Source organism: Bacteroides sp. 11BF, assembly GCF_019633765.1.
Lineage (GTDB): Bacteria > Bacteroidota > Bacteroidia > Bacteroidales > Bacteroidaceae > Bacteroides > Bacteroides hominis.
In genome coordinates this window covers 209,831-236,536 of sequence record NZ_JAFKPJ010000003.1, presented here as the reverse complement: position 1 = coordinate 236,536, position 26,706 = coordinate 209,831, and the positions used below count along the sequence as shown (strand labels likewise).

General features: G+C 43.5%; 25 protein-coding genes and 1 pseudogene. 10 read left to right on the top strand and 16 right to left on the bottom strand.

Going from position 1 to position 26,706, the window contains the following annotated elements; all coding sequences use genetic code 11:
- Positions 1-20: 20 nt before the first annotated feature.
- The 5 genes and pseudogenes from JZY04_RS04375 to JZY04_RS04355 form a co-directional block, all read right to left on the bottom strand.
- A complete protein-coding gene (locus tag JZY04_RS04375; protein ID WP_005775887.1) occupies positions 21-1,343 on the bottom strand; it encodes a sigma-54 dependent transcriptional regulator in 1,323 nt (440 codons plus the stop codon).
- A pseudogene (locus tag JZY04_RS04370) lies at positions 1,336-2,697 on the bottom strand (hybrid sensor histidine kinase/response regulator); the annotation flags it as partial. The gene JZY04_RS04375 and the pseudogene JZY04_RS04370, both read right to left, overlap by 8 nt.
- Entirely contained in the window at positions 2,698-3,573 is an 876-nt protein-coding gene (locus JZY04_RS04365; RefSeq protein WP_004329298.1) for a radical SAM mobile pair protein B, read from the bottom strand.
- Positions 3,570-4,238: a radical SAM mobile pair protein A gene (locus tag JZY04_RS04360; RefSeq protein WP_004329299.1), complete on the bottom strand. Its 669-nt coding sequence runs from the start codon at positions 4,236-4,238 to the stop codon at positions 3,570-3,572. Before JZY04_RS04360 ends, JZY04_RS04365 begins: the two co-directional genes overlap by 4 nt.
- The gene (locus JZY04_RS04355) at positions 4,235-5,011 is read right to left on the bottom strand and encodes an MBL fold metallo-hydrolase (RefSeq protein ID WP_004329300.1); all 777 of its coding nucleotides are present in this window, start codon (positions 5,009-5,011) and stop codon (positions 4,235-4,237) included. The genes JZY04_RS04360 and JZY04_RS04355 overlap by 4 nt, the downstream gene beginning before the upstream one ends.
- Positions 5,012-5,141: 130 nt before the next feature.
- Between JZY04_RS04355 and JZY04_RS04350 the strand changes: the two genes are divergently transcribed.
- Entirely contained in the window at positions 5,142-6,041 is a 900-nt protein-coding gene (locus tag JZY04_RS04350; RefSeq protein WP_004329302.1) for an AraC family transcriptional regulator, read from the top strand.
- A gap of 47 nt (positions 6,042-6,088) precedes the next feature.
- Here the strand turns inward: JZY04_RS04350 and JZY04_RS04345 are convergent, their stop codons facing one another.
- Positions 6,089-6,277: a hypothetical protein gene (locus JZY04_RS04345; protein ID WP_005775886.1), complete on the bottom strand. Its 189-nt coding sequence runs from the start codon at positions 6,275-6,277 to the stop codon at positions 6,089-6,091.
- A 23-nt stretch (positions 6,278-6,300) separates the two neighbouring features.
- On the opposite strand from JZY04_RS04345, the gene JZY04_RS04340 reads away from it, so the two are divergent.
- Positions 6,301-6,960: an AraC family transcriptional regulator gene (locus JZY04_RS04340; protein ID WP_004329304.1), complete on the top strand. Its 660-nt coding sequence runs from the start codon at positions 6,301-6,303 to the stop codon at positions 6,958-6,960.
- 21 nt (positions 6,961-6,981) lie between these two features.
- Here the strand turns inward: JZY04_RS04340 and JZY04_RS04335 are convergent, their stop codons facing one another.
- From JZY04_RS04335 to JZY04_RS04310, 6 genes are all read right to left on the bottom strand, one after another.
- Positions 6,982-7,929: a relaxase/mobilization nuclease domain-containing protein gene (locus tag JZY04_RS04335; protein ID WP_117817625.1), complete on the bottom strand. Its 948-nt coding sequence runs from the start codon at positions 7,927-7,929 to the stop codon at positions 6,982-6,984.
- Positions 7,926-8,291: a MobC family plasmid mobilization relaxosome protein gene (locus JZY04_RS04330; RefSeq protein ID WP_004329306.1), complete on the bottom strand. Its 366-nt coding sequence runs from the start codon at positions 8,289-8,291 to the stop codon at positions 7,926-7,928. The genes JZY04_RS04335 and JZY04_RS04330 overlap by 4 nt, the downstream gene beginning before the upstream one ends.
- 176 nt (positions 8,292-8,467) lie before the next feature.
- A complete protein-coding gene (locus JZY04_RS04325; RefSeq protein WP_005775883.1) occupies positions 8,468-9,406 on the bottom strand; it encodes a toprim domain-containing protein in 939 nt (312 codons plus the stop codon).
- 257 nt (positions 9,407-9,663) lie between these two features.
- Positions 9,664-10,869, bottom strand: coding sequence for a primase-helicase family protein (locus JZY04_RS04320; protein ID WP_004328112.1), 1,206 nt, complete (start codon positions 10,867-10,869; stop codon positions 9,664-9,666).
- 277 nt (positions 10,870-11,146) lie between these two features.
- Positions 11,147-11,536 carry a hypothetical protein gene (locus JZY04_RS04315; RefSeq protein WP_004328110.1) on the bottom strand — a complete coding sequence of 130 codons (390 nt, stop codon included), beginning with the start codon at positions 11,534-11,536 and terminating at the stop codon, positions 11,147-11,149.
- Complete coding sequence (locus JZY04_RS04310; protein ID WP_005775881.1) at positions 11,533-12,756, bottom strand: site-specific integrase; 1,224 nt, start codon at positions 12,754-12,756, stop codon at positions 11,533-11,535. Before JZY04_RS04310 ends, JZY04_RS04315 begins: the two co-directional genes overlap by 4 nt.
- A gap of 304 nt (positions 12,757-13,060) precedes the next feature.
- On the opposite strand from JZY04_RS04310, the gene JZY04_RS04305 reads away from it, so the two are divergent.
- From JZY04_RS04305 to JZY04_RS04290, 4 genes are all read left to right on the top strand, one after another.
- Entirely contained in the window at positions 13,061-14,044 is a 984-nt protein-coding gene (locus tag JZY04_RS04305) for an aminodeoxychorismate synthase component I (protein WP_122142198.1), read from the top strand.
- A complete protein-coding gene (locus JZY04_RS04300) occupies positions 14,028-14,624 on the top strand; it encodes an aminotransferase class IV family protein (protein ID WP_122142084.1) in 597 nt (198 codons plus the stop codon). The genes JZY04_RS04305 and JZY04_RS04300 overlap by 17 nt, the downstream gene beginning before the upstream one ends.
- A 287-nt stretch (positions 14,625-14,911) precedes the next feature.
- On the top strand, positions 14,912-15,580 hold the full coding sequence (locus JZY04_RS04295; protein WP_122142086.1) for a DUF2461 domain-containing protein: 669 nt from the start codon (positions 14,912-14,914) through the stop codon (positions 15,578-15,580).
- Positions 15,581-15,647: 67 nt separating this feature from the next.
- A complete protein-coding gene (locus JZY04_RS04290) occupies positions 15,648-17,660 on the top strand; it encodes an alpha amylase C-terminal domain-containing protein (RefSeq protein ID WP_122142087.1) in 2,013 nt (670 codons plus the stop codon).
- A gap of 69 nt (positions 17,661-17,729) precedes the next feature.
- Here JZY04_RS04290 and JZY04_RS04285 read toward each other — a convergent pair whose 3' ends face one another.
- From JZY04_RS04285 to JZY04_RS04270, 4 genes are all read right to left on the bottom strand, one after another.
- A complete protein-coding gene (locus JZY04_RS04285) occupies positions 17,730-19,427 on the bottom strand; it encodes an alpha-amylase family glycosyl hydrolase (RefSeq protein ID WP_122142088.1) in 1,698 nt (565 codons plus the stop codon).
- 11 nt (positions 19,428-19,438) lie between these two features.
- Positions 19,439-20,497: a Gfo/Idh/MocA family oxidoreductase gene (locus tag JZY04_RS04280; protein WP_122142089.1), complete on the bottom strand. Its 1,059-nt coding sequence runs from the start codon at positions 20,495-20,497 to the stop codon at positions 19,439-19,441.
- Complete coding sequence (locus JZY04_RS04275) at positions 20,488-21,288, bottom strand: patatin-like phospholipase family protein (protein ID WP_005806024.1); 801 nt, start codon at positions 21,286-21,288, stop codon at positions 20,488-20,490. Before JZY04_RS04275 ends, JZY04_RS04280 begins: the two co-directional genes overlap by 10 nt.
- Before the next feature lie 180 nt (positions 21,289-21,468).
- On the bottom strand, positions 21,469-22,677 hold the full coding sequence (locus JZY04_RS04270) for an MFS transporter (protein WP_005777683.1): 1,209 nt from the start codon (positions 22,675-22,677) through the stop codon (positions 21,469-21,471).
- A 223-nt stretch (positions 22,678-22,900) separates the two neighbouring features.
- Between JZY04_RS04270 and JZY04_RS04265 the strand changes: the two genes are divergently transcribed.
- The 4 genes from JZY04_RS04265 to JZY04_RS04250 all read left to right on the top strand — a co-directional run bounded on the left by JZY04_RS04265 (position 22,901) and on the right by JZY04_RS04250 (position 26,651).
- Positions 22,901-24,403: a glutamine synthetase family protein gene (locus tag JZY04_RS04265; protein ID WP_122142199.1), complete on the top strand. Its 1,503-nt coding sequence runs from the start codon at positions 22,901-22,903 to the stop codon at positions 24,401-24,403.
- Positions 24,404-24,490: 87 nt separating this feature from the next.
- Positions 24,491-25,069: a Crp/Fnr family transcriptional regulator gene (locus JZY04_RS04260; RefSeq protein WP_181996308.1), complete on the top strand. Its 579-nt coding sequence runs from the start codon at positions 24,491-24,493 to the stop codon at positions 25,067-25,069.
- Positions 25,070-25,140: 71 nt separating this feature from the next.
- The gene (locus JZY04_RS04255; protein WP_122142091.1) at positions 25,141-25,854 is read left to right on the top strand and encodes an SDR family NAD(P)-dependent oxidoreductase; all 714 of its coding nucleotides are present in this window, start codon (positions 25,141-25,143) and stop codon (positions 25,852-25,854) included.
- Between the two features lie 203 nt (positions 25,855-26,057).
- Positions 26,058-26,651, top strand: coding sequence for a phosphatase PAP2 family protein (locus JZY04_RS04250; RefSeq protein WP_122142092.1), 594 nt, complete (start codon positions 26,058-26,060; stop codon positions 26,649-26,651).
- The last annotated feature ends 55 nt before the right edge of the window (positions 26,652-26,706 follow it).

Sequence of the window (26,706 nt, the reverse complement as noted above, 5' to 3'; positions counted from 1 at the left end):
TATTTTCGGCAAGTTGCGGGCTATGATTGCTGAAATTTATACTTTAATCCATACTCTTCCAACTTGCTATACAGCGTTGTACGTCCGATTCCGAGCAATTCGGCGGCAACCTTGCGGTTTCCGTTTGCCTGCTTCAACGCGCGTAAGATGCGTTCCTTGTCCTCCGCATCGTTTCGCAAGGCGAAGCTGACAGGTGAGGTCGGTTTCGTTACGGCAAGTTCCAGATGCTCTTTCATGACAACTCCCGTCTGTGCCTGCAACACCGCGCCCATTATCTTCTGCCGAAGCTCACGGACATTACCCGGCCACGGATGGGTCAGCAATGTCTTACGGGCTTCCGCATCGAACCCAGTCACGCTACATTCCAATTCATTGTTGGCAATCTCACGGAAGAACTCCGCCAACGGCATGATGTCCTCCTGACAGTCACGCAAGGGCGGAACAGTTATCTCGAAGTCGTGCAAACGGTACAGCAAATCCTGTCGGAAACGTTTTTCAATGACCGCTTTCTCCAGATCCTCGTTGGTGGCGGCGATGATGCGGACATTGAAGCTCTTGTCCGTCTTGTCACCTATAGGGCGGTATCTCCGTTCCTGTATGGCACGGAGTAACATCTGCTGGGTTTCCAATGCGAGATTGCCTACCTCATCCAAGAACAATGTGCCACCCTCTGCCTCATTGAAGTATCCTTTCTTTGTGCTGTCCGCACCCGTAAACGCGCCTTTGACATGTCCGAAGAATGCCGAGGGCGCAAGGTCTTTGGAGAGTGAACCGCAGTCCACAGGCACAAACGGTTTCCCTGCCCTTTTGCTCTTATCATGCAGATGGTGGGCGATATGCTCCTTGCCCGTGCCGTTCTCTCCGAATATCAGCACGCTCATATCAGTAGGGGCAACTAATCTTATCTGTTGCATGATTTTCTGAAAGGCGGAACTGTCACGGGCAAAAACGGGCATACGATTTCGTCCGATACTCCGTTCTTTCAGGATGGTATGAAGCAGAGGCATAAGTTTATCCTCCACAAGCTGCTTGGGGATATAGTCCAGCGAGCCGAGTTTCATACTTTCGACTGCCGTATGCACTTCGGCATAGTTGGTCATGATGATTAACGGTTGTGTCATGCCTTCCTTGCGCATCCATCGTAATAGGTCGATGCCGTCACCGTCGGGTAGTCGTAGGTCAGAAACCACGATGTCCCCGTCTGAGGCTTGTTGCAGAAGTTTCTTCGCGGTCGAGAGGTGGTAAGCCTGCACGGTACGGAATCCTTCCCGTGCCAGCAGGTTGCAGACAAACTCGCAATACACGATATTGTCCTCCACCACGATGATTCTTGTTTTATCCATTTTCGTATTTTTCCTTTCTTCTTTTGCCTGCCGGATAATTTCAGCACCTTTATCCAGCACAGCCGGTCACCGCTTTGCATATCGCTTCGTCATCTGGAGTGGCACTTCCATGAAGTTGGGCGTAAAGTTCCCTCAATGGCTGGTCGGCACGGAGAATCTGCCATGAACTTCGCAGATGGTGTGTAAGTGTGTCCAGTTCTTGGAGGTCTTTACGCTGTTCTGCATCCTTGACCGCCTGCATTTCCTTTTCGGTTTCCGCTATCAGTTTGTCCAGCATGACGGATTCATTGCCATAAGATAGCAGAGTGGAAAAATCCGGCTTTTCATCCAATATGCTGCTTAATGCGCATTTATCCGTAATCTCCATCAGTTCGGATATGGAGAACGGCTTGAACAGGCATCCGGCAAATCCACGCCCTATAAGTTCCTCCTTGCTGCAACTGCCCGAAGCGGTTGTCACGACTATGGGAATACTCTTCGAGTTGCCTACATTGGATGAGCGCAACAGTTCCAGCAGTTCAAAACCGCTTATCTCAGGCATATTCAGATCCGTCAGAAGCAGGCTGTATTCCTTTTTTCGTATCAGCTCCATCAGTACCGAAACATTGGTACAGGTATCGCAGTGCATCCCTTCATGGGCATACATTTCTTTCAACATAAGGAGAAGTACCTCGTCATTGTCGATGGCAATCACATCATGGCAGATATGATTATGGCGCATTTGCGCTTGAATTGTCTGTTCCGGCAGTTCCTCGGCTGTCTGCATGGGAATTTCCACCGTGAAGCGGCTCCCTTTGCCTTTCTCGCTTTCCAAGCGTATAGTTCCACCGAGCATCGCCACAATACGCTGCACGATGGACAATCCTAATCCGAAGCCGTCTTTTGCGGCGGCATTTGAAAGACGTTCAAATGCACCGAATACTCGTTGTTGCTCATCTTCGGTCATGCCCGTACCGGTATCTTCAACGATAAGTTTCAGCAAACCGTTATCATAATCCGCTGCCAATGATACACTACCGTTATCCGTGAACTTGATGGCGTTTGACAACAAGTTGTTGCCGATTTGCAGGATACGTTCCTTGTCGGTCAAAACCACCGCATCGGTGTGGCTCTCCACTATCAAAGTCAGCCCCTTGTTCATGGCAATGGGCATGAACTCCGTTTCAAGAATATGCGTGATTGCGGAAATCCTGCAAGGGGAAAGGTTGGGTTGCTCCTTGCCGTTGTCCAGACGGAAGAAATCCAGCAGCGTGTTGAGCATCTCCCGCATACGCTCGGAAGATTGCCGGATATTATCCACATACATGGTGCTTTTATCCGCGCTACAACTTTTCTGCATCAGTCCGGCATAGCCTCATTTTGTCAATCGTATTTTTTCGTGGTAGAAGTAGTTTACGATGACAGGTTTGCCTTTTTCCGAGCGTCCGTATGGCAGATCGTTTATACGATACGGGAAGCCCTGCTCCTTGGCGTAATTTGAAATGTCCTGCTCCAATGCCTGCCAGTATTCAAGCCTTTTTTTATTGTAAATTTCCTCGTAAAGCGGTATGAGGTCAGGATACTTCTCACGGATATACGTCATTATCCCGCCTTTGAACTGCCCGCGTAAATTCAGGTTTTCAAGCCAGATTAAATCAGCATAATCTTTTACCTCCTCTATTATTGCCTTTACGTCTGTTATTCTGGGGAATATGGGCGAGACGAAGCATACGGTGCGGATACCTGCCTCGTATGTCTGACGCATCGCTTTCAGACGGCGTTCAATGCTTACGGCGTTGTCCATATCTGCGCAGAACTGCTCGTCGAGCGTATTGACAGACCATGACACAGTCACTTTGGGAAAACTCTTCAACAGGTCGAGATCGCGAAGGACAAGATCGGACTTTGTGCATATCATAATCTCGGCATCGCTTCCTCGCAGCTCTTCGAGCAGCCTTCGGGTACGGTGGAATTCTTCTTCATACGGATTGTAACCGTCCGTCACAGACCCTATTACAACACGTTCACCGTCGTATTTATGAGGATTCGTTATCGGCTTCCAGTTTTTTACATCTAAAAACGTACCCCACGGCTCGGTGTGCCCGGTGAACCGTTTCATGAACGATGCGTAGCAATACCTGCAGGCGTGGGGACACCCTACATAAGGGTTGACCGAATATCCTCCCACCGGCAGAGAGGATTTGGTCATTACACTCTTTACATCTATTTCCTTTATTGTATCCATATTCATTGTATTCGTCTGGTAAATTGTTCCGGCAATTCCTGAATCATTCTTTCGTCGCCCATAATCGGCAGCAAATCCTCTTTCATGAACACCGGTATGCCATGAGCCTTTGCCTGTTCTGCAATGCTAAGCACCCATTCGGGGCGCGAATATGACTTTCCTTTTCGGTTTCCGGTCTCTGTGCCTATGACAATCCAGTCAATTCCCTCGAAATCAATCTCGCCGATATCATCGAAGAGAGGTTCAAACGTGACATGGTAGTGTCGTGCTTTGATATTCTTTTTCAAATCATCAATCCTCCTTTTTTCGGAACTGCGCGTAACGGTCACGCCCATCCATACGTTCTCGTCGTCAGAGGAGAAACTGATTTTGTCAGGGCGCTTCGTCAGAAAGATATAGGCGTGCTGGGGATTGCTGCTGATCCGCTCGAAAATTTCTGCGTTCCATTCAGGCTTCCAATCGGAGAAATCGCTCATTCCTGTCATGAGCCACACATGAGGACGGGACGTATCGATGATGCGCAGTTTTCGTTCCATGTATTCAGGCACGGAAAAGTCGTCGGTAATGTGGAAACGGCGGCAGTTGTTACGGGCATAGCAGTAAGGGCATCCTATAGTGCACCCTACCACTATGTTCATGTTTTTTATCAGGGATTTAATGCAGACACTCATAACACAACTGTTTCTCCGTCCTCCGGGATAATCAGCCGGCTCATGTCGGCTTCGTGATGCGTTGCCTCATTGCGCAGAATTGCACGGGTGGTCTGGCAATGGTCGATGGCATCCATGTGTACGGCTATCAGCTTGATATGCGAAGGCAATTCGTCAAGTATCTGCATCACTTCGTTCTCGTCGGGGATGATAGGACCGTCCGTTTTGGAAAATTCGGGAAAGATTGCACCTCCGGAGTTTACCACGATATAGTCAGGATTGAACCGTTCCACGGTGTCTCGGATACATGCTTCCCATCGGCAGTCACCCATTATATAAACGGTCGGGAAGCCCTCGGCTTTTAGCACATAACCTGATACAGGTCCCATCATCTGCCCGATCTGCCCGAAACCATGATGTCCGGTCGTGCGGTAAATGGATATGCCGTCTATTGTTTTTATTTCTTCGATGGGTATCACATTTGTAAATCCGTCGTTTCTGATGGCGTCCGCGTCCTGGGGCTGAACGTAGAAAGGAATTTCTTTGGGCAAATGTGTGGGGACACTCGGCTCGTAATGGTCGATGTGATTGTGGGTCAGGAGCACCATGTCCACGCCTCCGATAATATCCTGAATAGGAATGGTGAGGTGTACCCTCGGTGTTTTATTCACACCGAGGGCCGATATCAAAGTGCCTTTGTCGGCTAAAACGGGGTCAATTAGCATGGTGTGTCCCGCATACCTGATTTTCAAGGTGGCATTGCGCACCAATTGTACTGTAGATGTCTTTTTCATGACTATATGTCTTGTTATTGATTACGGGTGCAAAGTTCGGAAGAATCCGGCGAAACATCTATGCCTGAAAAAACGGTAATTATGCCATTTTGATAAATGAAATTATTATCTTTGCAAAAACGACAAGGATATGGACGAGATAATCAACCCTGATCGACTGGTCAGCGTACCGTTCAACAAGACACGCTGCGGCGTGGATTTTTACATCAATACTGCCATAAACAAGGACATCGGACTTGTGCTGACAGAAAACAAGCGGTTTAAGACAGACTTCTTCAGCTTCTACTTTTTCCGTAAGGCAAACGGATATTTGCTACTGAACTTCCGCAAGATTGAACTGCGCGACGGCATGGTTCTCCTGCTTTCACCCCATCAGCAACAAGAGTGGCATGTAGATGAGACGGCGTTGGATTACACGTTCCTTATATTCCGCGAAGATTTCATGCGTACTTTTATCGCCGACAAGTTCTTCGTTTTTCGCCTTTTGTATTGTTACCAGACAGATACGCCGCCTTACATCAATGCCACACATGACGAAATGAAGGAATATATGCGGCTGCTCGGAAAGATTAAGTATGAGCTGATGAATCCAGTGTCCGATACGTACAATATCATTGTTTCCTTACTATATTATCTTTTGCTGATTATCAATCGTACATACGCTGCCGCCTATTGCTTGCCCGCTGAAATTGCTAAAAACAATTTCGCTTTTCGGTTCAAGGACTTGTTGGAACAGAATATCCGCACCCACCAGCGGGTGCAGGAATATGCAGACATGCTTCATGTCAGTCGCATCACACTCAATAACTCAGTAAAAGCCCAATTCGGAGTATCAGCTACCCATTTGATAAAACAACGTCTGCTTGAGGAACTGAAGAACGAATTGCTATTCTCCAACCGCACTGTCAGTGAAATGGCGGATGATTTCAATTTCTCTGATCCGAGCCATCTCATGCGCTTCTTCAAACAGCAAACAGGCAAAACATTTACTCAGTACATGACGGATTACAATAAAGGCATATACGAATAACTTCTTAATATAGTCGATAGCGGCTATCGAAATATGGTTGTTGATGTTCAGGCGTTTTTGTACTGCATGAACCATTTTACGATTTCTGGATCTTCGTGCGAGCCGAGTAAGAAAGGCTTGTCGGTATCCAGCGTCTTTATCCGTGCCATGTCGTCGGCCGACAGGGTGAAGTCTAATATGTCGAGATTCTGCTTCATGCGTTCCGGTTTCACAGACTTAGGAATAATTATGCACACTGATATTTATCGCGCCCGGACAGGTGTTCGGTGCGGAAGATGACGGCATGCAGTTCCAACCAGATGGCTACCTGCTTATGTTCCATCCCGACCTGCTGCGGAATACACCTCTCGGGCGGATAATGCGTGAATATTCGTTCTTTTCCTACGAGACAAACGAGGCATTGCACCTTAGTGTGGAAGAACGGCAAATCATCATGGATTGCTTCCACAAGATTCAATATGAATTGAACCATCCGATACACCGTCACAGCAAGAACCTCATCACAGACAGCATCAAGACGTTCCTTGATTACTGCACACGTTTCTATGACCGTCAGTTCATCACACGCGACAACCAAAACCGAGACATCCTCGCAAGATTTGAGCGGTTGCTTGACGAATACTTCCATGATGGGGCTGCTAAACGGATAGGCTTGCCCACTGTACAGTATTGTGCAGACAAGCTCTGCCTCTCGCCCAACTATTTCAGTGATTTATTGAAAAAAGAAACAGGTTCAACCGCCCTGCATTTCATTCATGACAAGTCTATTGAAATAGCCAAGACGGAACTTGCATCTACAGACGACACCGTTAATGAAATCGCCTATAATCTCGGTTTTCAGTACCCGCAACATTTTACCCGACTGTTCAAGAAAGAGGTAGGTTACACTCCGAATGAATATAGAGCGCAAGTGTCGTGAGAATTGGATTAGTACAGAATATTAGAACCCAACACCTCTCTTGCGCTTAACTTTCTTCCTTCTGCGAAGTATATCCACCATTTCCTGATTGGCTTCCGCATCAGCAGCGTTATAAGATGAGCCACTGCTTTTTAGCAATCCCCAAGAGCCGTTGAACAACTCGCTTTGTGCCGTGCCGGACGGTGCGCTTGGTGTAGCCGTTTCATATATTCCGGCTGTTATTCCCATACGTTCCCTGCATCTGTTGTGCTGCAAAGCCGCGTCAATCTTGGAATAACTGAAACGCCTGTCCACTTTGGAGCCGTTGAAATGGTAGCCATTCATGGAGAATACAACACCCTGCACCTCGCTGGTCTGCCCCTTATGCTTGAAATGTACTTCCACTCCCTGCCGTTTCAGGTTGGCGATAAGCACGTTCCAGTTGCCGCATCTGCCGACTTCCATTTTGATGATGTCGTAAAGCGCATATTTCGTCCTGTCTGGCTCTTTCAGGCGGTTGCGTTTGACATTGTCCTTTCCGCCAGCCATATGCAAGCCGTATTTCAAGGTCAATTCCTTGCAGATGCGGGTACTGCGCAGACGCTCGTGCCTGTCCGATATGGTATTGCCGTTGTTGTCTATGCGGTTGAAAGCAATATGCACGTGCGGATGCTCCTTGTCGAAATGCTGGGCGATGAAGAACTGCGTATTCTTGATTCCCATCCGTTTCATATATTCAAGCGCGATGCCTGCCATGATACGGTTCGTCAGCCGTAACTCATCCTCTTTGGAAAAACTCAACGCGATATGTCCGACAGGTTTTGTCACCTTATCGTTCATCCGTGACTGGGCATTGAAACTCATGGCGATAGTTTCCAGATTTTCCATAAACAAGCCTTCGCTTGCTACTATCTGCGTATCCTTCTTCTTGTCGATGATGTAATCCACCGCACCCTTGAAGTCGCTTCCTTTTACGATTTTCGCCATCATATCCCTATCTTGGTTATAAGTTCATGAATCCTTGCCACTGCCACCTTGCAGTCCCACCGTTCATCGTGGAAGCCTCCGGCGTTTGCCTTACGCGCAAGCTGGTTGAGATTGTTAGCCATGCCGCAGAGTTGGCGGATGTATCCGGCATGTTCCTCCGACAGCCGTTCTTTCACATGACCGTTACGGAAACATTCCCTCATGTACTCGCTTGGTGATACGCCCGCCTCATGCGATCGTGTCAGCAGGCGGAAGTAGTCGGCTGCCGTCATTTTCACTGCGATACGGTATTTCAGTTTCTCGGTTGCTTCCTTCTTGGGGCGACCTCCCTTGTTGCGTTCCTTGTGTTCCTTTGTCTGTTCCATATTTTATTCCTTTTAATTCGGTTACTGATTCAACTGTATAGACCGACGGGATGCCACCTCCTGCAATTTGGATGGTGGGTGGCAAGCGGTTTCGGTACACCCGAAACACAAACTTGCTACCTCCCAATCCTTAAGGAATGAGTTTCGGGCATCTCCCGTTTTTCTCATTCGGGATGTCATAATCCCAACCCTTTCTTCTTGGGTTTTACGATAGTTCTTGGCGGTGGACTAACGGCTAATTTCTGCCGGATTCCACGCAGGTAATCGTTCAGGTCTTTATGCCCTTTGTAGTTGTCGGAGAAGTCGCGGATGCGTCCGGCGAACTTCCTTTCCAATTCCCGATACGCCTTTCTTCCCGCCTCGTCATTGTCGAGCATGCAGTGGATACGTCCATACCCGTGCAGCACATCTATAGCTTTGGAAACATTGGCGGTCGAATTGAGGATGACGTAATCCTGCCTGTCAAGGTCGGGCAAGTTCGAGCAGTTCCTCTTCCGCAACGTGAGGAATGAAAGATAGTCCATCATGCCCTCGAATACAAGGCATTTCTCTCTCGCTTCTCCCTGTTGCCGAATATGGCTGATGTCTTTGGGTGCGACACAGCCTTTGAAAAAACGGTTACGCACTTCAAATCCTCCCGCCACATTCGGAAAACCGATGGCGAAATAGGGCTTGCCGTTATGGGTGAAGTGGAGCTCTTTACATTGCGCCTTTGCCAAAGCGATGTTTATGCCCCGTTCCTGCAAGTATCGGAGCAATGCCGGATGGGTGAGTTCGCCCACCTCCAAATGTTGGAAACTCGGTTCGGATGCCTGCTGGCGAAAAGAGAAAGATATGGGACGGATGTGTGGTGCCTGTTCCGCTATCTTGCCAAGCAGATAAGGCACATGGTCGGATGCGTACAGTACCCCTGCAAGTGCGATGATGTTACCACCTCTTCCCAGTCCATAATCGAACCACAGGTTGCGGTCGGTGTTCACCTTGAACGAGGCTTCCGTTTCCTGACGGAACGGGGATTTATACCACAGGCAGTTTCCCTGTTGCTTTACGGGCGAATAACCCAAACTTTGCAGATAGTCCGCAATTTTGATTTGTTTTGCTTCTTGGATGTTCATGATATAATTTCTATGGATTTGATGATGACTGTAAAAACGTTGATTTGATGAATGAGATATGTATTGTCCTATACGTTAATGCTTTATATTCTCAACATCTTCTCAACAAACCACTCACAAATAGAGAATCCAACAAACTGATGCTGTTTCCCTCTCAACTTTTCTTTTCGATTGTTGAGAATTTGTTGAGAGTGTATGCTGTTTATTATCAGTATGGTTATATCATTATTCATCAATTCAACAAAAAAAGAATAGTATTACAGGGATTCAAGTTGTTCCCTTGTGACGGTGTAGAAACGACCGACTCTTTTTATCGGCTCATATCGGCACTCCCGATTGTAATTGAATTGGTAAGTGGTATATGTAAGCCCGTTAGAGGCAGGAGTAAGTTTCCAACATTCCTGCAATACCTTTCTGACTTGGTGCTTCTCCACCTTTACCTGCGAATGTACCAGCAAAAGAAGAATGTCGTTGTGGCAGAACGAGAATGTGTCCGTGCCGACACTTTCCATAATGTCAAGGATAAGTTCGCACATCTCTATCTCCAATCGGTTGCGGTTGCTGCGGATAATCTTCTGCAAGGCTTCGGTATGCAGCAAAGAGGGCGCAAACCACATACGGCTTTCCTTTTCGGTGGAAAGTTGTCTGTATTGCAGGTAATACAGAAAGGCAGGTATCTCAGCTTTCAGCTTTTGCAGGAAGTCTGTGTCATCGGATTGCAGACGGTCTATCTTGCGCACCCAATAGCGTGTTTCACCTGCATCAATGATAACAGGCAGATACTCGTTGTTGGAGCATAGCACGAACTTGGCAAAGAACGCTATCTCGTCACGGTCTTTGCCTTTGGCTTCCACCTTGTAGGAAAGTGTGGTGCTGAGGTTCTTCAACCGCTCGCTGTCCTCCCTGCGGTTGAGCAATACCTCGTCCACCACGATGAGCAGTTTTCCTGCCCAGTCGGAATTGAACTGGCTGCGGAAGTCCTCGTTGGTATTGAAAGTGACATTGTTTTGAAACACAGCTTTCAGGAAGTTCAGGAATGTACTCTTGCCCGTGTTGCGTTCTTCTGATACCAACAGCAGGATAGGCAGTTTCTGCACGGGTTGCAGGTAGAGCAATTGAAGATAGTCCATGCCCAATTCATACTGTTCACCGAAGATATGGCGCACCAATGACCGGATACAGGGAAACTCGCCTTGTTGCGGACGGTGTCCTATCGGCTCGTAGAGGTTCAGGAACTTGTCCACCACGGGACGGTAGTCCACATGGTCGGGGACGGTGCAGAAGCCGTCGTACTTCGGCACGGTGGCGAGATAGTCCTTGCCGTAGTCCTGCCGCAGTGTTTCGTTGTTCCACACGATGCGCTTCTTCACATAGCCTCCGTTCAGACGGGGCTGGTTCACTAACTTGTAGAGGGTAGTACCCACACGGATAAACTCCTCATTTTCAAAGTTGCCTTGTTTCATTAGCACTTCATTTTTTTGTTTAATCAGTGCAAAACTCGGCAATTAGCGCAGAACGGATTAACAACTCACGCATACCTCACGTAAGATTTTCTTGGATTTGGCTTTATGACATACAACAAAAGCCCGAAGAAATGCCATTCTAATGGATTTTTCTTCGGGTTTGTCGTAATCGTACGTATGAATGGCAATACACCTATTCACATACTCGTATAAATACATTGTTGGCAATGGGAATACGCATAGGTCTCACTACTTCATGTCGTCATATCATTAGAACTTATGCCTGATAATTAGACATATCCCAACCATTTATACCCAGCGAAAAGAAGATATTTGTTTTCTCTTTTCGCAAGTACAGCCTTTTAAATATGGCATTGCGCACCTGTTCCGCACCGAAGCTGTCAATGCGGAAAGCAAGTGCGACTATCATCGGAAAGCTGAACACATCGGCATGATACCCGTTCTCCTGCCGAACATACTTCTGTACCTCGTATTCTTTTAATGCTCCACTGTTATAGATGTTTCTGATGGCAGAACGAAGTGTCGGAGCAATTACTCCGAACAGTTCCACCAATTCCGGCTCGCTCATCCAAATGTTTGAGACATTCTCCGGCATGATGATATTGCCGGATTCATTCACTGTTATGCTGTTTCTTCTCATACTCATGACATCGTTATTCCGTTAAACGTCTTACTCAGTTTGTCGCCGAACATGGTCAGGTCGTTGTCGAGCTTCTGCGTGGTTATCTTTGCGTAGAGTTGGGTCGTGACTATATTCGTATGTCCCAACACACGGCTTACGCTTTCAATGGGCATCCCCTTGCTCAAAGCTAATGTTGCGAAGCCATGACGACTGCAATGAAATGATATTGACTTGGTTATGCCACATTCCCTTATCATCCGTTTCAACGGTTTGCAGATAGACCAATAGTTCAAGCCGGGGAATATACGATTGTCTTTCTGCATCGGTCGGTAGCGTTCGACTATCTGCAAGGGTATATCCAGCAGCTTCACTTGGAAGGCGACTTTTGTCTTGTGGCGTTTGGACAATATCCACTTCTCGCCGTTCACCTCCACGATGTTGTCATTCGTCAGTTCCTGAATGTCCACGAATGACAAGGCGGTGAAACTGGCAAAGATGAAAATGTCACGGATGTATGCGAGCTTGCTGTCTGCAAACTCATGTGTCATGACCGCTTTCAGTTCATCCTCCGTCAGATATTCCCGTTCTTTCACATTGGGGCTGATATGAAACTGGATGAAAGGATTGCGCGGTATCAACCCGTTATAATGCGCTTTCATGACCACGCCTTTCAGCCACATACAGTTTGCCCATATCGAACCGTTCCGCAATCCGGCTTCAGTCGAGAGGTATGCGGCGAACTCCTTGATGAAATCGGGAGTAAGTTCCAACATGGACATATCGCTGCGTCTGTAAAACGACTTGATAAAGGCGGCTACATGGTTTCTTGCCCGTACACGTGCCCGATAGGTAGCCATTACCCTGTCTTTGCCTACCCGTTTCTTGAACACTTCGTTCTCACGGTCGAATGCTTTTAGCAGCGTCTCATACTCGCTGCCGATTCCCTGATAGGCGTTGCGCACCATCTCAGCCGTAACAAATGCCTCGCGGTCTGAAATGCGCTGGTAATGTTTGATGATTTGCGCCTTGATGTTGTCAAGGGCAAGGTTGATGTCTCGTGCCTCGCGGCTCTTGCCTTTCGCCTTGTTTCCTTTCACGTCCCAAAGCGTTTTCGGGATGTTCTGCTTACAACTGAACTGCGCCACAGTCCCGTTGATTGTCACTCGTCCCATGATGGGGACAATACCGTTTTTCTCCTTGCTGCCGTTCACGTAGAACAGAACCTTGAATGTGCTTCTTGCCATACTCGTTTTTTGTTTGCAAAGTTATTACTCAACGAGTTAGACCTTGATATGCCAACCTGTGCCACAAGCTGCCAAATACAACACGGTGTGTTAAAAATCACCATTCGGCGGGTAATGATTTGGAGACCGTTCTTCTTCATAAATCCGCTTTCCTTTACGTTACCTCGATTTTTCGCCTGTCCTCATTTGTCTTCGCAAACGCCTTATTGACAGGCATTACGAAGACATTTGTCCCTTTTTATTCGTCTTTTCCAGAGATTTATTGTAAGTTTGTCACTTGAACTAAACAGTGAAAAAAAGAATGATGCAATCCTATAGTAAAAATGAAGCTATCGACCGTATAAACAAACTGGCCAAAACAGGAGAAGCGTTTCTGTTTATTATAAACTATAAACAAGATTGTTCTTTTGTAGAGCAGATAGATAATATTGACCCGTCTGAGCTTCTTTATAATCTGAATGGCTTTAGCAACTGTACGTCTGTACCTACACCTTTACAATCTCCTATAACATGGAGAACGACCCCAATATCGCTTGTACAATATAAAACTTCGTTCGATACTGTACGCAGAAATATTCTGGGAGGAAATAGTTTTTTAACGAATCTCACCTGTATAACTCCGGTCACTACAAATTTAGGATTGGAAGATATCTTTTATCATTCTCGAGCTTTATACAAACTTTGGCTGAAGAATCGCTTTGTCGTTTTTTCCCCAGAGATATTCATTCGTATAGAGAATGGGAAGATTTGTTCTTATCCTATGAAAGGAACAATGGACGCAACTTTACCTTCCGCCTTGGAAGTCTTGATGCAGGATGAAAAGGAGGCGGCAGAACATGCCACAATTGTTGATTTGATACGGAATGATTTGAGTATGGTGGCAGATTGTGTAGCTGTAACCCGTTATCGCTATGTAGATACTCTCCATACAAATCACGGCCCTATTTTACAGACCAGTTCGGAAATCAGTGGGATTTTGCCGAAAGATTATGTTTCCTGTTTGGGAGATATTCTTTTCAAGCTTCTCCCTGCCGGTTCCATTACGGGAGCCCCAAAACATAAAACGATGGAGATAATAGAACAGGCGGAAAATTATGATAGAGGGTTTTATACTGGCATTACCGGATACTATAACGGAAAAAAGTTGGATAGTGCCGTCATGATTCGTTTCATTGAAGAACAAGATGGAAAAATGTTTTTTAAGAGTGGAGGAGGGATTACCTGTAAAAGTGACTTAGAAAGTGAATATAATGAAATGAAGCAGAAAGTTTATGTGCCAATTTATTGAAACAATACATATAGAGAGAGGAATAATATATAATCTGGATTATCACACGAATCGGATGAACCGGACACGTGCAGTTTTTTGGCCGGAACAGCCTGCGTTAGAGCTATCAAAATACCTTTATCCTGTATCAAGCGAAGGAGTGATGAAGTGCAGAGTAATCTATGGTCGCGAAATAGAGGAGATTACATATACGTCTTATCAGATACGTCCGGTACATTCTTTACAGATTGTTTATTCGGATGATATCGATTACACTTACAAAAGTACAGACCGGAGTGTAATTAATGAGCTTTTCGCTCGCAGACAGGAACAAGACGACATACTAATTGTCAAGAATGGACTTCTGACAGATACATCTATAGGTAATATTGCTCTTTTCGATGGAAGTGAATGGTATACCCCAAAACAGCCTCTCCTTAAAGGTACCCGAAGAGCATCATTGTTAGCTATGAATCTAATCAAGGAAAAAGAAATAACCGTAGAGCGGTTGTTTGAATACTCTCAAATCTGTTTATTCAACGCAATGATCGACTTTGGTAAGATAAAGATTGATGTCAATCAGGATCTCATACGGATATAACGATTATTAACAAGTTTATTTCTGGTCTGTTTGAACAAAACCTCTTTGGGGCATGTTATATAGATGTGTTTTTCATAGTATTAGATATAAGATTAATTAAAGAGATTGTACCAGCTTGTGATAAGTAAGTACGTCAGAAACAGAGGCGTCTGTTTTATTGATAAATGTGTTAAAGTGTCGGCTACAAAGAGCCGACACTTTTTTTATACCTGTTTTTCGTCCATTTTATGGATAGTTACAAATAATTCTTATATATTTGTGGGATATAAACAGAAAAGAATGACACAATGAGTAATATACCTGTTATCTTTCGTTTTTTAAAAGACCTTACTGCGAATAACAATCGTGAGTGGTTTAATGAACATCGGGGTGAATATGAAATAGCCCGCATAGAATTTGAAAACTTCCTTTCTTCCGTAATGGCCCGTATTTCACTCTTTGACGAAAGTATCCGTGGCATTCAACCCAAAGATTGTACCTATCGTATTTACCGGGACACCCGTTTTTCTTCTGATAAAACTCCTTATAAGAATCATTTCGGAGGATATATTAATGCGAAAGGGAAAAAATCCAATCATAGTGGTTATTACGTACATATACAACCAGAAGGTTGTATGCTGGCCGGAGGTAGTTTATGCCTGCCACCCAACGTTTTAAAAGCATTGCGTCAATCTATTTATGATAACATTGACGAGTATCGTTCGATTGTGGAAGATCCTGAATTCAAAAAGTTCTTTCCAGTTGTTGGTGAAGATTTTCTAAAAACTGCTCCTAAAGGTTTTCCTAAAGATTTCAAATACATTGATTATTTGAAACCTAAAGAATTTACTTGTGCTTATTCTGTGCCAGACAGTTTTTTCCTGGCTCCTGATATTCTGGATAAAACAGAAGAGGTGTTCCGGCAATTCAAACGCTTTGCTGACTTTACGAATTTTACTATCGATGATTTTGAATAACGATTGGATAGTTATATCCTGAATGACTCTAAAAACAAATTCTGAAACACAATAATACATCCTTTTTATGGAAAAGACTCTTAATCTGATTAAAAATGATCCTTGGCTGGAACCTTACAAAGACGCTATCGTCGGACGTTTTGAACATGCCATGGATAAGAAGGCCGAATTGACCAATGGGGGAAAATCTACGTTGTCGGACTTCGCTTCCGGATATCTTTATTTCGGTTTACATCGCACTGATAAAGGATGGATATTCCGTGAGTGGGCACCAAATGCGTCGCATATTTACATGGTAGGTACATTCAGTAATTGGGAAGAAAAACCTACTTATAAACTAAAACGCCTGAAAAATGGTAACTGGGAAATTAAATTGCCTGCTGACGCTATCAAACACGGCGATCTATATAAATTACATGTATACTGGGAAGGTGGTCAGGGAGAACGAATTCCCGCTTGGGCTAACCGGGTGGTGCAGGATGAAAACACCAAAATATTCAGTGCCCAGGTATGGGCACCGGAGAAGCCATTTAAATTTAAAAAGAAAACCTTTAAACCCAGTACCGATCCATTGCTGATTTACGAATGCCACATCGGTATGGCACAGCAAGAGGAAAAAGTTGGAACATATAATGAATTCCGTGAGAAAATTTTGCCACGCATTGCCAAAGAGGGATACAATTGTATCCAGATTATGGCCATACAGGAGCATCCATATTATGGTAGTTTCGGTTATCATGTGTCAAGTTTCTTTGCGGCATCATCTCGTTTCGGCACTCCAGAGGAACTTAAACTGTTAATTGATACAGCTCATGAACTGGGTATTGCCGTTATTATGGACATTGTTCATTCGCATGCCGTAAAAAATGAGGTAGAAGGATTGGGTAACTTTGCAGGTGATCCGAACCAATATTTCTATCCGGGCGGACGCAGAGAACATCCGGCATGGGATTCACTTTGCTTCGACTACGGTAAAAACGAAGTAATGCATTTCTTGCTTTCAAACTGCAAATACTGGCTGGAAGAGTATCGCTTTGACGGATTCCGTTTCGATGGTGTCACTTCTATGCTCTATTACAGCCACGGATTGGGCGAGGCATTCTGTAATTATGGGGATTATTTTAATGGGCATCAGGATGGCAATGCCATCTGTTACTTGACACTGGCTAATGAATTGATTCATGAAGTGAATCCTAAGGCTATTACCATTGCAGAAGAGGTATCCGGTATGCCGGGACTTGCCGCCAAAGTGGAAGACGGAGGGTATGGATTTGACTATCGTATGGCTATGAATATCCCCGACTATTGGATTAAGACCATTAAAGAAAAGATAGACGAAGACTGGAAGCCATCCAGCATGTTTTGGGAAGTAACTAACCGCCGACAGGATGAGAAGACAATCTCATATGCCGAAAGCCATGATCAGGCGTTAGTAGGAGATAAGACAATCATATTCCGCCTGATTGACGCCGACATGTACTGGCATATGCAGAAGGGCGATGAAAACTATATGGTTCATAGGGGCATTGCTCTCCATAAAATGATTCGTCTACTTACGGCAAGTACGATCAACGGTGGATACCTGAATTTTATGGGAAACGAATTCGGACATCCGGAATGGATTGACTTCCCGCGTGAAGGTAACGGATGGTCATGTAAATATGCTCGCCGCCAGTGGGATTTGGTTGATAATAAAAACCTGACTTACCATTACTTAGGTGATTTTGATGCTGACATGCTGAAAGTAATCAAGAGCGTTAAAAACATTCAGCAGACTCCTGTACAGGAAATTTGGCATAACGATGGTGACCAAGTACTGGCATACCAACGTAAAGACTTGATTTTTGTGTTCAATTTCAATCCGAAACAATCATTTACTGATTATGGATTTTTGGTAACCCCCGGAACTTATGAGGTAATATTGAATACAGACAACGTAGTTTACGGAGGCAATGGCTTGTCAGATGATAGTGTGAAGCATTTCACATTACCCGATTCTTTGTATAAAAAAGAAAAGAAAGAATGGTTGAAACTCTACATTCCTGCGCGAACAGCAATGGTATTGAAAAGAACCAAATAAAAATGGGAATAAACAGATAAAAAAACAGCCCTTGCACAGATTAGATTGCAAGGGCTGTTTTATATTCAATTAAAATTTAATCTTCAGTATTTTACCGGTATATGCTCCTAAAGCTATTTCTGTGGCTTTATAAGGCAATAAACAGACTACTTCTTCTTTATCGGTCATTAAATCGGTTGCTTTGTATGAGTCAAATTGGGGAATCTGCAAAAAATCGAAGGCATGAGAAGGTACATTAATTGCAACATTTACCGATTGATTATCAAAGTTTACGACTACAAACAGCAATTCATTTTTATACTTACGCATGAAAGTATACTGCTTATGTTCATTAAATCTCCATCCATTTTCATTGGCATACATCAAATCAAAAAATACACCTTTTGATATTGCTTGCTCTTCATTACATAGAGTCAAAACCTTATGGTAAATTGCATATAAATGCTTTTGTTCTTCAGTTAGCATTTTTCCATCAAATTTACCTTCGTTACGCCAACGCCGAATGGTGTCTACACTCCAATAATCGAAAATAGTGGTTCGTCCGTCACGTCCGCTGAATCCTTCACTATCCATTCCCATTTCTCCGAACTCCTGACCAAAATAGATCATCATCGGATTCGTATTCATGCAAGCTGATACGATTAGCGCGGGAATGCCCTTGCGTGGGTCTCCGGCAAAGAAATCAGATGCAATGCGCTGTTCGTCATGATTTTCAAGGAAGTTAAGCATCCGCTTTTCAATCCCCCCCAAAGACTGCCAACTACGGGTGATGGCAGTTGCTGAATCGTAACCACAAGCCACGTTACGCAAGGTATCATACAGTCCTACTTTATCATAGAGATAATCGAACTTACCACGAAACAGATAATTTTTATATTCGTGAGGATTGTATACTTCAGCAATAAACAAAATATTGGAATAGGTTTGTTTCACTTGTGGAATAGCCCATTCCCAGAACTCTACCGGAACCATTTCAGCCATATCACAACGGAATCCATCAATGTTCTTGGAAGCCCAGAAAAAAAGAATATCCAACATTTTAATCCAGGTATCCGGAGTCGGTGAAAAATGACAGGTTCCTCCATTTTGATAATCTACTCCATAATTCAGCTTTACAGTTTCATACCAGTCATTTATATTCGGGTAAGCATCAAATCGATTGTTACCAGTTGCTTTGGCAGGAAATTCACGATAAGGTTCCACTGCGTTTCCTGTCATATCAAACTGACCGTGCAATTCCGATTGTGGAATATAATAAAAATTATTGTATGGACTGAACGAGTAATTAGGATCATCGTTGGCTCCGAGTTGGCTGGTACCATCCGGCTGTGCATCCGAATGATATTGGCGCGCTACATGATTCGGTACAAAGTCGATAATCACTTTTAGTCCTGCCCTGTGTGTGCGGTTTACCAGGTTTTCAAACTCTTTCATTCGTCCGGGAACATCAGTAGCCAAATCCGGATCTACATCATAATAATCCTTAATGGCATAAGGAGAGCCCGCTTTGCCTTTTACAATAGCCGGATGGTCCGGTCGGATATTATATCTTCTGTAATCAGTCTGAGTAGCGTGTTCGATAATACCGGTATACCAAATATGAGTCGCTCCGAGCTTTCTGATCTCACCCAAAGCTTTGGTTGTGAAATCAGCCATTTTTCCACAACCGTTTTGTAAGATGTCTCCGTTATTGATGCAGTGGTTATTATTATTTCCAAACAAGCGCGTAAACACTTGATAAATAATCATTTTTTCTTCGTTCTTCATTTTTATAAAAGCTATTTAAGATTAACTATTTTAGTTTCCCGATGGCTCTGATAAGCCGCTTCGATTATTCGTATCACATTCAAGATGTCTTGTGCATGCGTTTTCAACGTTTTTCCTAAACACAAGTGTTCATATATATTCTGATAGAAACCACCATAATTACCGGATATACCCGGATATTTCCGGCAGATTTCTTTTCCATTCATTTCTGTATGCAATAATCCCCATTCTTGTTCCGATTCCTCTCCCCAATTAGGGCTGCTAGGCATTTCACCAGCCAATAAGGCAGCTTCTTGTTTGTCGACTCCATATTTGACATACGATCCTAACGTCCCATGCAACATGAAACGTGGTTCGGCTTCCCGCATCAAATAGCTTGCTTTCAGGGTGATCTTCACATCAGGTGCCAAGGAAGGACGTAACAAATGAATTATAAAATAATCATCTACTTTTCCTCCATTACGAAGTACACCCAAATCGGCAAAAACAGCTTCAGGCATTCCGAAAAGCTGAACTGCCTGATCAATCAGGTGTGATCCCAGATTATATGTCAGTCCACCTCCCGATACTCCCGTTTCTTTCCATGTGTTAGGCTTGATGAAGTTTCGGTAACGGGCGAAAGTTGATTCATATTCCACTAAGCGACCTAACAACGACTTATCAAGAATATCACGTACTGTCAAAAAGTCTGCATCCCACCTGCGGTTTTGATACACACTAAGCATTAGTCCTTTTTGTTCAGACAAAGCTATTAATTCTTTTCCTTGTTCTGTAGTAGAAGTAAAAGGTTTCTCAACTACCACGTTTTTTCCGGCTTCAAGAGCCATTCGGGTATATTCATAATGTGTGCTGTCCGGGGTATTAACCACAATCAGATCTATCTCGGGATCCTCTGTCAACTCATTAAAACTACGCACAATCGTTGCTTGCGGATAACGTGCTTTAGAGAGTTCCTTGGTACGCTCTACTATTTTACAAAGTTTGAAATGCGGATTCGTACTGATAAACGGGGCATGAAATACCTGTCCCGACATACCAAAAGCAGCCAATCCGGTTTTTATTATCTCCATATCTTTCCTTTCTCCTCAATCAGTTGATCCAAAACTTCGGAAGCTGTGTTATAGCCTTGCTCAAAAATCTCTTCAGCTTTTTCAAGCTCAGTATTGCTGTAACCCTCCAGATTATAAGGTTCTATTAGTAAATCACAATTATCGCGCTCCGGAAACGTATTGGCGCGAAACATAAAATGATAAGAGCGCATGGCAATACTGACAATATTCATTTTATATTTCTCTGCCATCAGCGGACTGACATTTACTGCCACTACTTTTTCACATTCATTTCGGATGGTAGAAACTGGTAAATTCATCAAAAGCCCTCCATCCACATAGTGTGTATTTCCTATTTTTACAGGCGTAAACAATACCGGCATACAGCATGAAGCTGCCACTCGTTCGGCTATATTCCCTTTATGAAAATGCATACTGCGCCCATGATCCAGATCAGTGGCGGTGATGATAAGTGGAAGTTTTAAGTCTTCCAGTTTCTGTGCTTTAAGATTCGACTTCAGAAAGTCTATAAATTCTCCCAGTGCAAATAAACCGACTTTGGGAATCACAAGTTTGGTCAAGTCCTGAAATTTATGTCCGGAAAAGTAGTCCAACACTCTATAGGGTTCGTTACCGTCGGCGTAAAAAACTCCGGCCAAAGCTCCGGCACTTACTCCTGAAATGATATCCGGTTTAATATCATGCTCCAATAAGGCCTGGATAACTCCCAAATGGGCAAATCCTTTAATAAAGCCTCCGCTTAAGGCATATCCAATGTTATAAGGTTTTCCGGTTAATGCGTTATTCTCCATTTTCATTTACTTGATTCATATATGTACGCCACGAAATTAGTAAAATAATTAAGAGGGAGAATTGATATAAGAAAAAAACTGGTAGAAAATAGCATTAAAAAGGATAAAATCCGGAAAAGTGCTTCCGGATTTTATTTATTCAAATATAAAAAGCAGATACAGACTACTTTTCAATTATTCTTATTTTTCTTTTTTCGTTTTTTTTAAATCCGGTAAAAACCAAGTTACCAATCCTAATAACGGCATGAATGCACAAACATTGTATACCGCATCGATTCCAAATTTATCGGCCATATTGCCAAGGACAGCAGAGGCAATACCGGCAACACCAAATGCAAATCCAAAAAAGAGTCCCGAAATCAGCCCTAATTTATTAGGAAGCAGTTCCTGCGCATAAAGCAAAATAGCGGGAAAAGCGGACGATAACATCAGTCCGACGCAAAAACTAAGAAGTACAGTCCATACAAGTCCGGCATGTGGCATCAACAAACTAAACGGTGCTGTGCCAAGGATTGATCCCCAAATTACATATTTGCGCCCGACCTTATCACCGATAGGGCCTCCCATTAATGTACCGATGGCAGTAGCTACCAGAAATACAAATAAGAAGAGTTGTGATTGCTGAATACTTACATTAAACTTATGTATCAGATAGAAAGTATAATAGCTGTTCAGACTCGCCATATAAATATATTTAGAAAAGATCAAGATCATCAGTATCGTAATGGCAAATACTGTTTTGCCTGGAGAGAGCGGGCGTTCAATATAGGTTCTTGCAAGTATGGGACGTTTTTTAAGATGGTTCAGATAGGCCCGGTACCAACGACAAATAGGGAACATTGCACAGATAGCCGCTAAAGCAAGAATTGCAAACAAAGCAATATAATGCCTGCCGTAAGGAGCCACTAACAACGCCACTAACAAAGGGCCTAATGATCCGCCCAAATTGCCGCCCACCTGAAAGAGTGATTGCGCTAATCCCCGTTTTCCTCCTGAAGCTAAAAAGGTGATACGTGATGCTTCGGGATGAAGGACAGAAGAACCGATTCCAATAATAAAAACGGATGCAAGCAACCAGTGTAAATTGGATGCAAAAGCCAGATTCAACATACCTACCAGTGTGAAACTCATTCCGATGGGAAGTGACCATGCTATAGGACGTTTGTCAAAAATGAGACCGGTCAGTGGTTGAAACACGGAAGCGGACATCTGGTAAACAAGAGTTATCAATCCAATCTGAGCAAAACTTAACGAGAGATCTTCTTTAAAGAGAGGATATACAGCCGAAATGACAGCCTGCAAAAGATCATTTAAACAGTGAGAAATACTTAATGCGATCAATATAGGAAATGCAATCCTACGAACCGGTTGGACCTGATTTTGTACCATATATTCTATACCTTATTTAAAATCGGATGCAAAGGTATAAAAAACAAAGAAGTAAGTAGCATAGGAGTGAGTCTAAATTAAAGAATAGCCGAATCGTCAGCGGATGAGAGGGAGCTATTATTTTTCATGGGAATAAATCTTGATTTGCTAACTTTTTGTGTATCTTTGGTTCATAAAATAATCTGTTAACCCAAATAATTAATGAAACAACAATCAACGTATGATGAATCAAGAATTATTAATGAGTCCCAATCATCTGGTGACATTTTTGCACAAGCCTGCTGCTGAATTTACAAAAGCAGATATTATTTCCTATATCCAACAAAATGAAATCCGCATGGTCAACTTTATGTATCCTGCTGCGGACGGACGACTTAAAACATTGAATTTTGTAATAAACAATGCTGCCTATCTGGATGCTATCCTGACTTGTGGTGAACGAGTGGATGGATCAAGCCTGTTTCCTTTTATAGAGGCAGGGAGCAGTGATTTGTATGTAATTCCACGCTTCCGTACTGCATTCGTTGATCCATTTGCAGAATTACCTACACTCGTGATGCTTTGCTCTTTCTTTAATAAAGATGGAGAACCTCTGGGAAGTTCTCCCGAATATACCTTACACAAAGCTTGTAAAGCGTTTACGGAAGTAACAGGCATGGAGTTTCAGGCTATGGGAGAATTGGAGTATTATGTGATTGCCGAGGACGACGGAATGTTTCCGGCAACCGATCAGCGCGGTTATCATGAATCAGGACCTTATGCTAAATTCAATGATTTCCGTACACAATGTATGTCTTACATAGCTCAAACGGGAGGACAAATAAAATACGGGCATTCTGAAGTCGGTAATTTTATGCTTGATGATAAAGTCTACGAGCAAAATGAAATAGAATTTCTGCCAGTCCGTGCAGAAGATGCTGCCGACCAATTGATAATAGCCAAATGGGTTATCCGCAACTTAGCTTACCAATATGGTTATGATATTACATTTGCTCCGAAAATTACAGTGGGCAAAGCTGGATCCGGATTACATATCCATATGCGCATGATGAAAGACGGACAGAACCAGATGCTAAAAGGTGGGATTCTTTCTGATACAGCTCGTAGAGCCATTGCGGGCATGATGCTGCTTGCCCCATCCATCACGGCTTTCGGAAATACAAATCCTACTTCATATTTCCGGCTTGTACCACATCAAGAGGCGCCGACTAATGTTTGTTGGGGCGATCGAAACCGTTCTGTATTGGTACGAGTTCCATTGGGATGGTCTGCTAAGACAGATATGTGTGCGTTAGCCAATCCATTGGAGTTGGACAGCCACTATGATACGACGCAAAAGCAGACAGTGGAAATGCGTTCACCGGACGGATCAGCCGATCTCTATCAATTACTGGCAGGACTTGCAGTGGCCTGTCGTCACGGTTTTGAGATAGACAACGCCTTAACCATTGCAGAGAAGACATACGTTAACGTAAATATCCATCAGAAAGAAAATGTTGATAAACTGAAAAACTTAGCACAACTACCGGATAGCTGTGCGGCATCAGCAGACTGCTTACAGAAACAACGGACTGTATTTGAACAGTATAATGTATTCAGCCCTGCTATGATTGATGGCATTATCAGTAGATTACGAAGCTATAATGATGCTACCCTGCGTATAGAGATACAGGGCAAACCGGAGGAGATGCTGGCATTAGTAAGCAAGTACTTCCATTGCGGATAAAGTCCCCAAAAGATCATTTTAATGCGGATTGAGTATCATAGTTCAGTCCGCATTATTTATATTCGCACTTCAAAATGAAATTATATCATGGAAGAAGCAAAAGATTTCAATAAGTATACATCGAAGGTTAACTTTGCCCCCATTACAGATTTTGTACTTCAAAATGGGCAACTTACCCAATATCAAAAAGGAGATTTCTTTTGTCGACAAAATGAATCCTGCAAATTGATGGGGTATGTGGCAGAAGGTTCTTTCCGCTATTGCTGTACCAACAGTCGGGGAGAAAATAAAATTGTAGGCTATACATTCGAACACTCGTTTGTGGGTAATTATCCGGCATTCCGTTTAGGAGATAATTCAAATGTAGATATACAAGCCATTTGTAATTGCACTGTTTATATAGTAAACAACAGACAGTTAGAGGAATTCTATGACCGGGACGACACGAATCTGAAATTGGCCAGACATATAGCTGAAATATTGTTATGGGAAGTATATGAACGGATGATATCGATGTACAGCATGACGCCCGAAGAACGATATAGGGAGATACTTGAACGTTGTCCCGGACTGTTGAATTTGATTTCATTGAAGGAACTGGCATCCTATCTGATGATATGTCCGGAAACACTCAGCCGTCTTCGAAGAAAGTTAGTACAAAAATAAAATCTTGATTTCAGTCAAGATTCATTTGTTCCGATCCCAATACCTTTGTGTAAGCATTAAAAAGAATAAAAATGAAAAAGGTTATCATAATAGGAGCTACATCCGGGATCGGCAGAGGATTGGCAGAACGGTTTATTCAGGAAGGGAATATGGTTGGCATAACGGGACGCAGGGAAAATAAACTGCAAGAGCTTTGTTCACAAAATAAAAACTGTTTTTATACCATATCAGATGTTACAAAGGAAACTGATACAATCCGGCAACTCAATAATCTTGTGGACAGAATGGGAGGTATGGATATACTCGTGTTCTGTTCGGGGGTAGGGGAACTAAACCCTGAGCTCGATTATAATTTAGAGAGACCGACTCTTTTGACCAATGTTATCGGATTCACCAATGTAGCAGACTGGGCATTTTATTTTTTCCAGAGACAAGAATCGGGGCATCTGGTTACAATTTCCTCTGTAGGCGGGATGCGTGGTGAAGGAATAGCACCGGCATACAATGCTTCGAAAGCCTATCAAATCAATTATACGGAAGGCTTGAGGAAGAAAGCAGCCAAGCTATCTTACCCCATTCACATTACGGACATACGCCCAGGATTCGTAGATACAGCGATGGCTAAAGGAGAGGGGTTGTTTTGGGTCACTCCACTACAGAAAGCCGTACAACAGATATACCGGGCGATCTTTCGGAAAAGAAAAGTTGTATACATCTCAAGAAGGTGGAGATATGTAGCAATGCTTTTGAGAATAATGCCTGCTTCTATTTATTGTAAAATGTAACAGCAGAAGTAGGGCTCCGGTTTTTCTGATATTTGACAGATTGAGTTATCTACTTTCGTTCGATCTTTGCTGCTCCTGGAATATTTATTAATATGAATGTTATAATAAGACAAATAATATTTTCATATTAATTGTTCCTAATGTCTTCTGCATCAAAAGAATTATCTTTGTAGGCATATACTATAAACCTATAATAGAACGAAATGAGTCCACGTAAATTAATACTTTGGCTATTTGCCTGTACCCTTATAGTATGTGCCCTGCGGGCCGGGTTATTGACAAGTGCAGATCATTATATCTATCATCTGCGGAATATGCATGCTTCGACTTTTGCATATCGGTATGATGATTTTCTACCCTATCTACCGATTGTTGTCATGTTTATATTGAAACTTGCAGGAGTAAAAAGTCGTAGTGACTGGAAACGTATGCTCGTTTCAACTGCATTTGCGTATGTCTTGATGGGAGCAGTAGTCATCTCCATGAAATCATTGGCGGGTGTTCTCCGTCCAGACGGTTCGGATTTTCTTTCCTTCCCTTCAGGCCATACGGCTACTGCTTTTACGGCTGCTACTCTTTTATATAAAGAATATGGCTTCAAGACTCCTTTAGCCACCATTGCCACTTTCCTGCCGGCTGTTGTTACCGGCTTCACACGCCAATTAAACAATCGTCATTGGCTAAGTGACGTATTGGCCGGTGCTACCATTGGCATCATGATGGTAGAGTTAGCTTATTTTCTGACAAATTTAATTTTTAGGAAGGAGAGTGACACGCATACTTGTCCTAAACCGTAAGAAATATAATAGGGATTATCCTGATCGAATAATCCCTATTATATTTCTTAGACTC

Coding starts and splice junctions, on each gene's coding strand:
- JZY04_RS04285 (WP_122142088.1), bottom strand. CDS start 19,427: ATGAAGAACGAAGAAAAAATGATTATTTATCAAGTGTTTACGCGCTTG.
- JZY04_RS04375 (WP_005775887.1), bottom strand. CDS start 1,343: ATGGATAAAACAAGAATCATCGTGGTGGAGGACAATATCGTGTATTGC.
- JZY04_RS04330 (WP_004329306.1), bottom strand. CDS start 8,291: ATGGAACAGACAAAGGAACACAAGGAACGCAACAAGGGAGGTCGCCCC.
- JZY04_RS04290 (WP_122142087.1), top strand. CDS start 15,648: ATGGAAAAGACTCTTAATCTGATTAAAAATGATCCTTGGCTGGAACCT.
- JZY04_RS04335 (WP_117817625.1), bottom strand. CDS start 7,929: ATGATGGCGAAAATCGTAAAAGGAAGCGACTTCAAGGGTGCGGTGGAT.
- JZY04_RS04325 (WP_005775883.1), bottom strand. CDS start 9,406: ATGAACATCCAAGAAGCAAAACAAATCAAAATTGCGGACTATCTGCAA.
- JZY04_RS04270 (WP_005777683.1), bottom strand. CDS start 22,677: ATGGTACAAAATCAGGTCCAACCGGTTCGTAGGATTGCATTTCCTATA.
- JZY04_RS04305 (WP_122142198.1), top strand. CDS start 13,061: ATGCAATCCTATAGTAAAAATGAAGCTATCGACCGTATAAACAAACTG.
- JZY04_RS04355 (WP_004329300.1), bottom strand. CDS start 5,011: ATGAAAAAGACATCTACAGTACAATTGGTGCGCAATGCCACCTTGAAA.
- JZY04_RS04365 (WP_004329298.1), bottom strand. CDS start 3,573: ATGAATATGGATACAATAAAGGAAATAGATGTAAAGAGTGTAATGACC.
- JZY04_RS04360 (WP_004329299.1), bottom strand. CDS start 4,238: ATGAGTGTCTGCATTAAATCCCTGATAAAAAACATGAACATAGTGGTA.
- JZY04_RS04320 (WP_004328112.1), bottom strand. CDS start 10,869: ATGAAACAAGGCAACTTTGAAAATGAGGAGTTTATCCGTGTGGGTACT.
- JZY04_RS04275 (WP_005806024.1), bottom strand. CDS start 21,288: ATGGAGAATAACGCATTAACCGGAAAACCTTATAACATTGGATATGCC.
- JZY04_RS04350 (WP_004329302.1), top strand. CDS start 5,142: ATGGACGAGATAATCAACCCTGATCGACTGGTCAGCGTACCGTTCAAC.
- JZY04_RS04280 (WP_122142089.1), bottom strand. CDS start 20,497: ATGGAGATAATAAAAACCGGATTGGCTGCTTTTGGTATGTCGGGACAG.
- JZY04_RS04315 (WP_004328110.1), bottom strand. CDS start 11,536: ATGAGTATGAGAAGAAACAGCATAACAGTGAATGAATCCGGCAATATC.
- JZY04_RS04295 (WP_122142086.1), top strand. CDS start 14,912: ATGAGTAATATACCTGTTATCTTTCGTTTTTTAAAAGACCTTACTGCG.
- JZY04_RS04300 (WP_122142084.1), top strand. CDS start 14,028: ATGTGCCAATTTATTGAAACAATACATATAGAGAGAGGAATAATATAT.
- JZY04_RS04255 (WP_122142091.1), top strand. CDS start 25,141: ATGAAAAAGGTTATCATAATAGGAGCTACATCCGGGATCGGCAGAGGA.
- JZY04_RS04310 (WP_005775881.1), bottom strand. CDS start 12,756: ATGGCAAGAAGCACATTCAAGGTTCTGTTCTACGTGAACGGCAGCAAG.
- JZY04_RS04265 (WP_122142199.1), top strand. CDS start 22,901: ATGAATCAAGAATTATTAATGAGTCCCAATCATCTGGTGACATTTTTG.
- JZY04_RS04250 (WP_122142092.1), top strand. CDS start 26,058: ATGAGTCCACGTAAATTAATACTTTGGCTATTTGCCTGTACCCTTATA.
- JZY04_RS04260 (WP_181996308.1), top strand. CDS start 24,491: ATGGAAGAAGCAAAAGATTTCAATAAGTATACATCGAAGGTTAACTTT.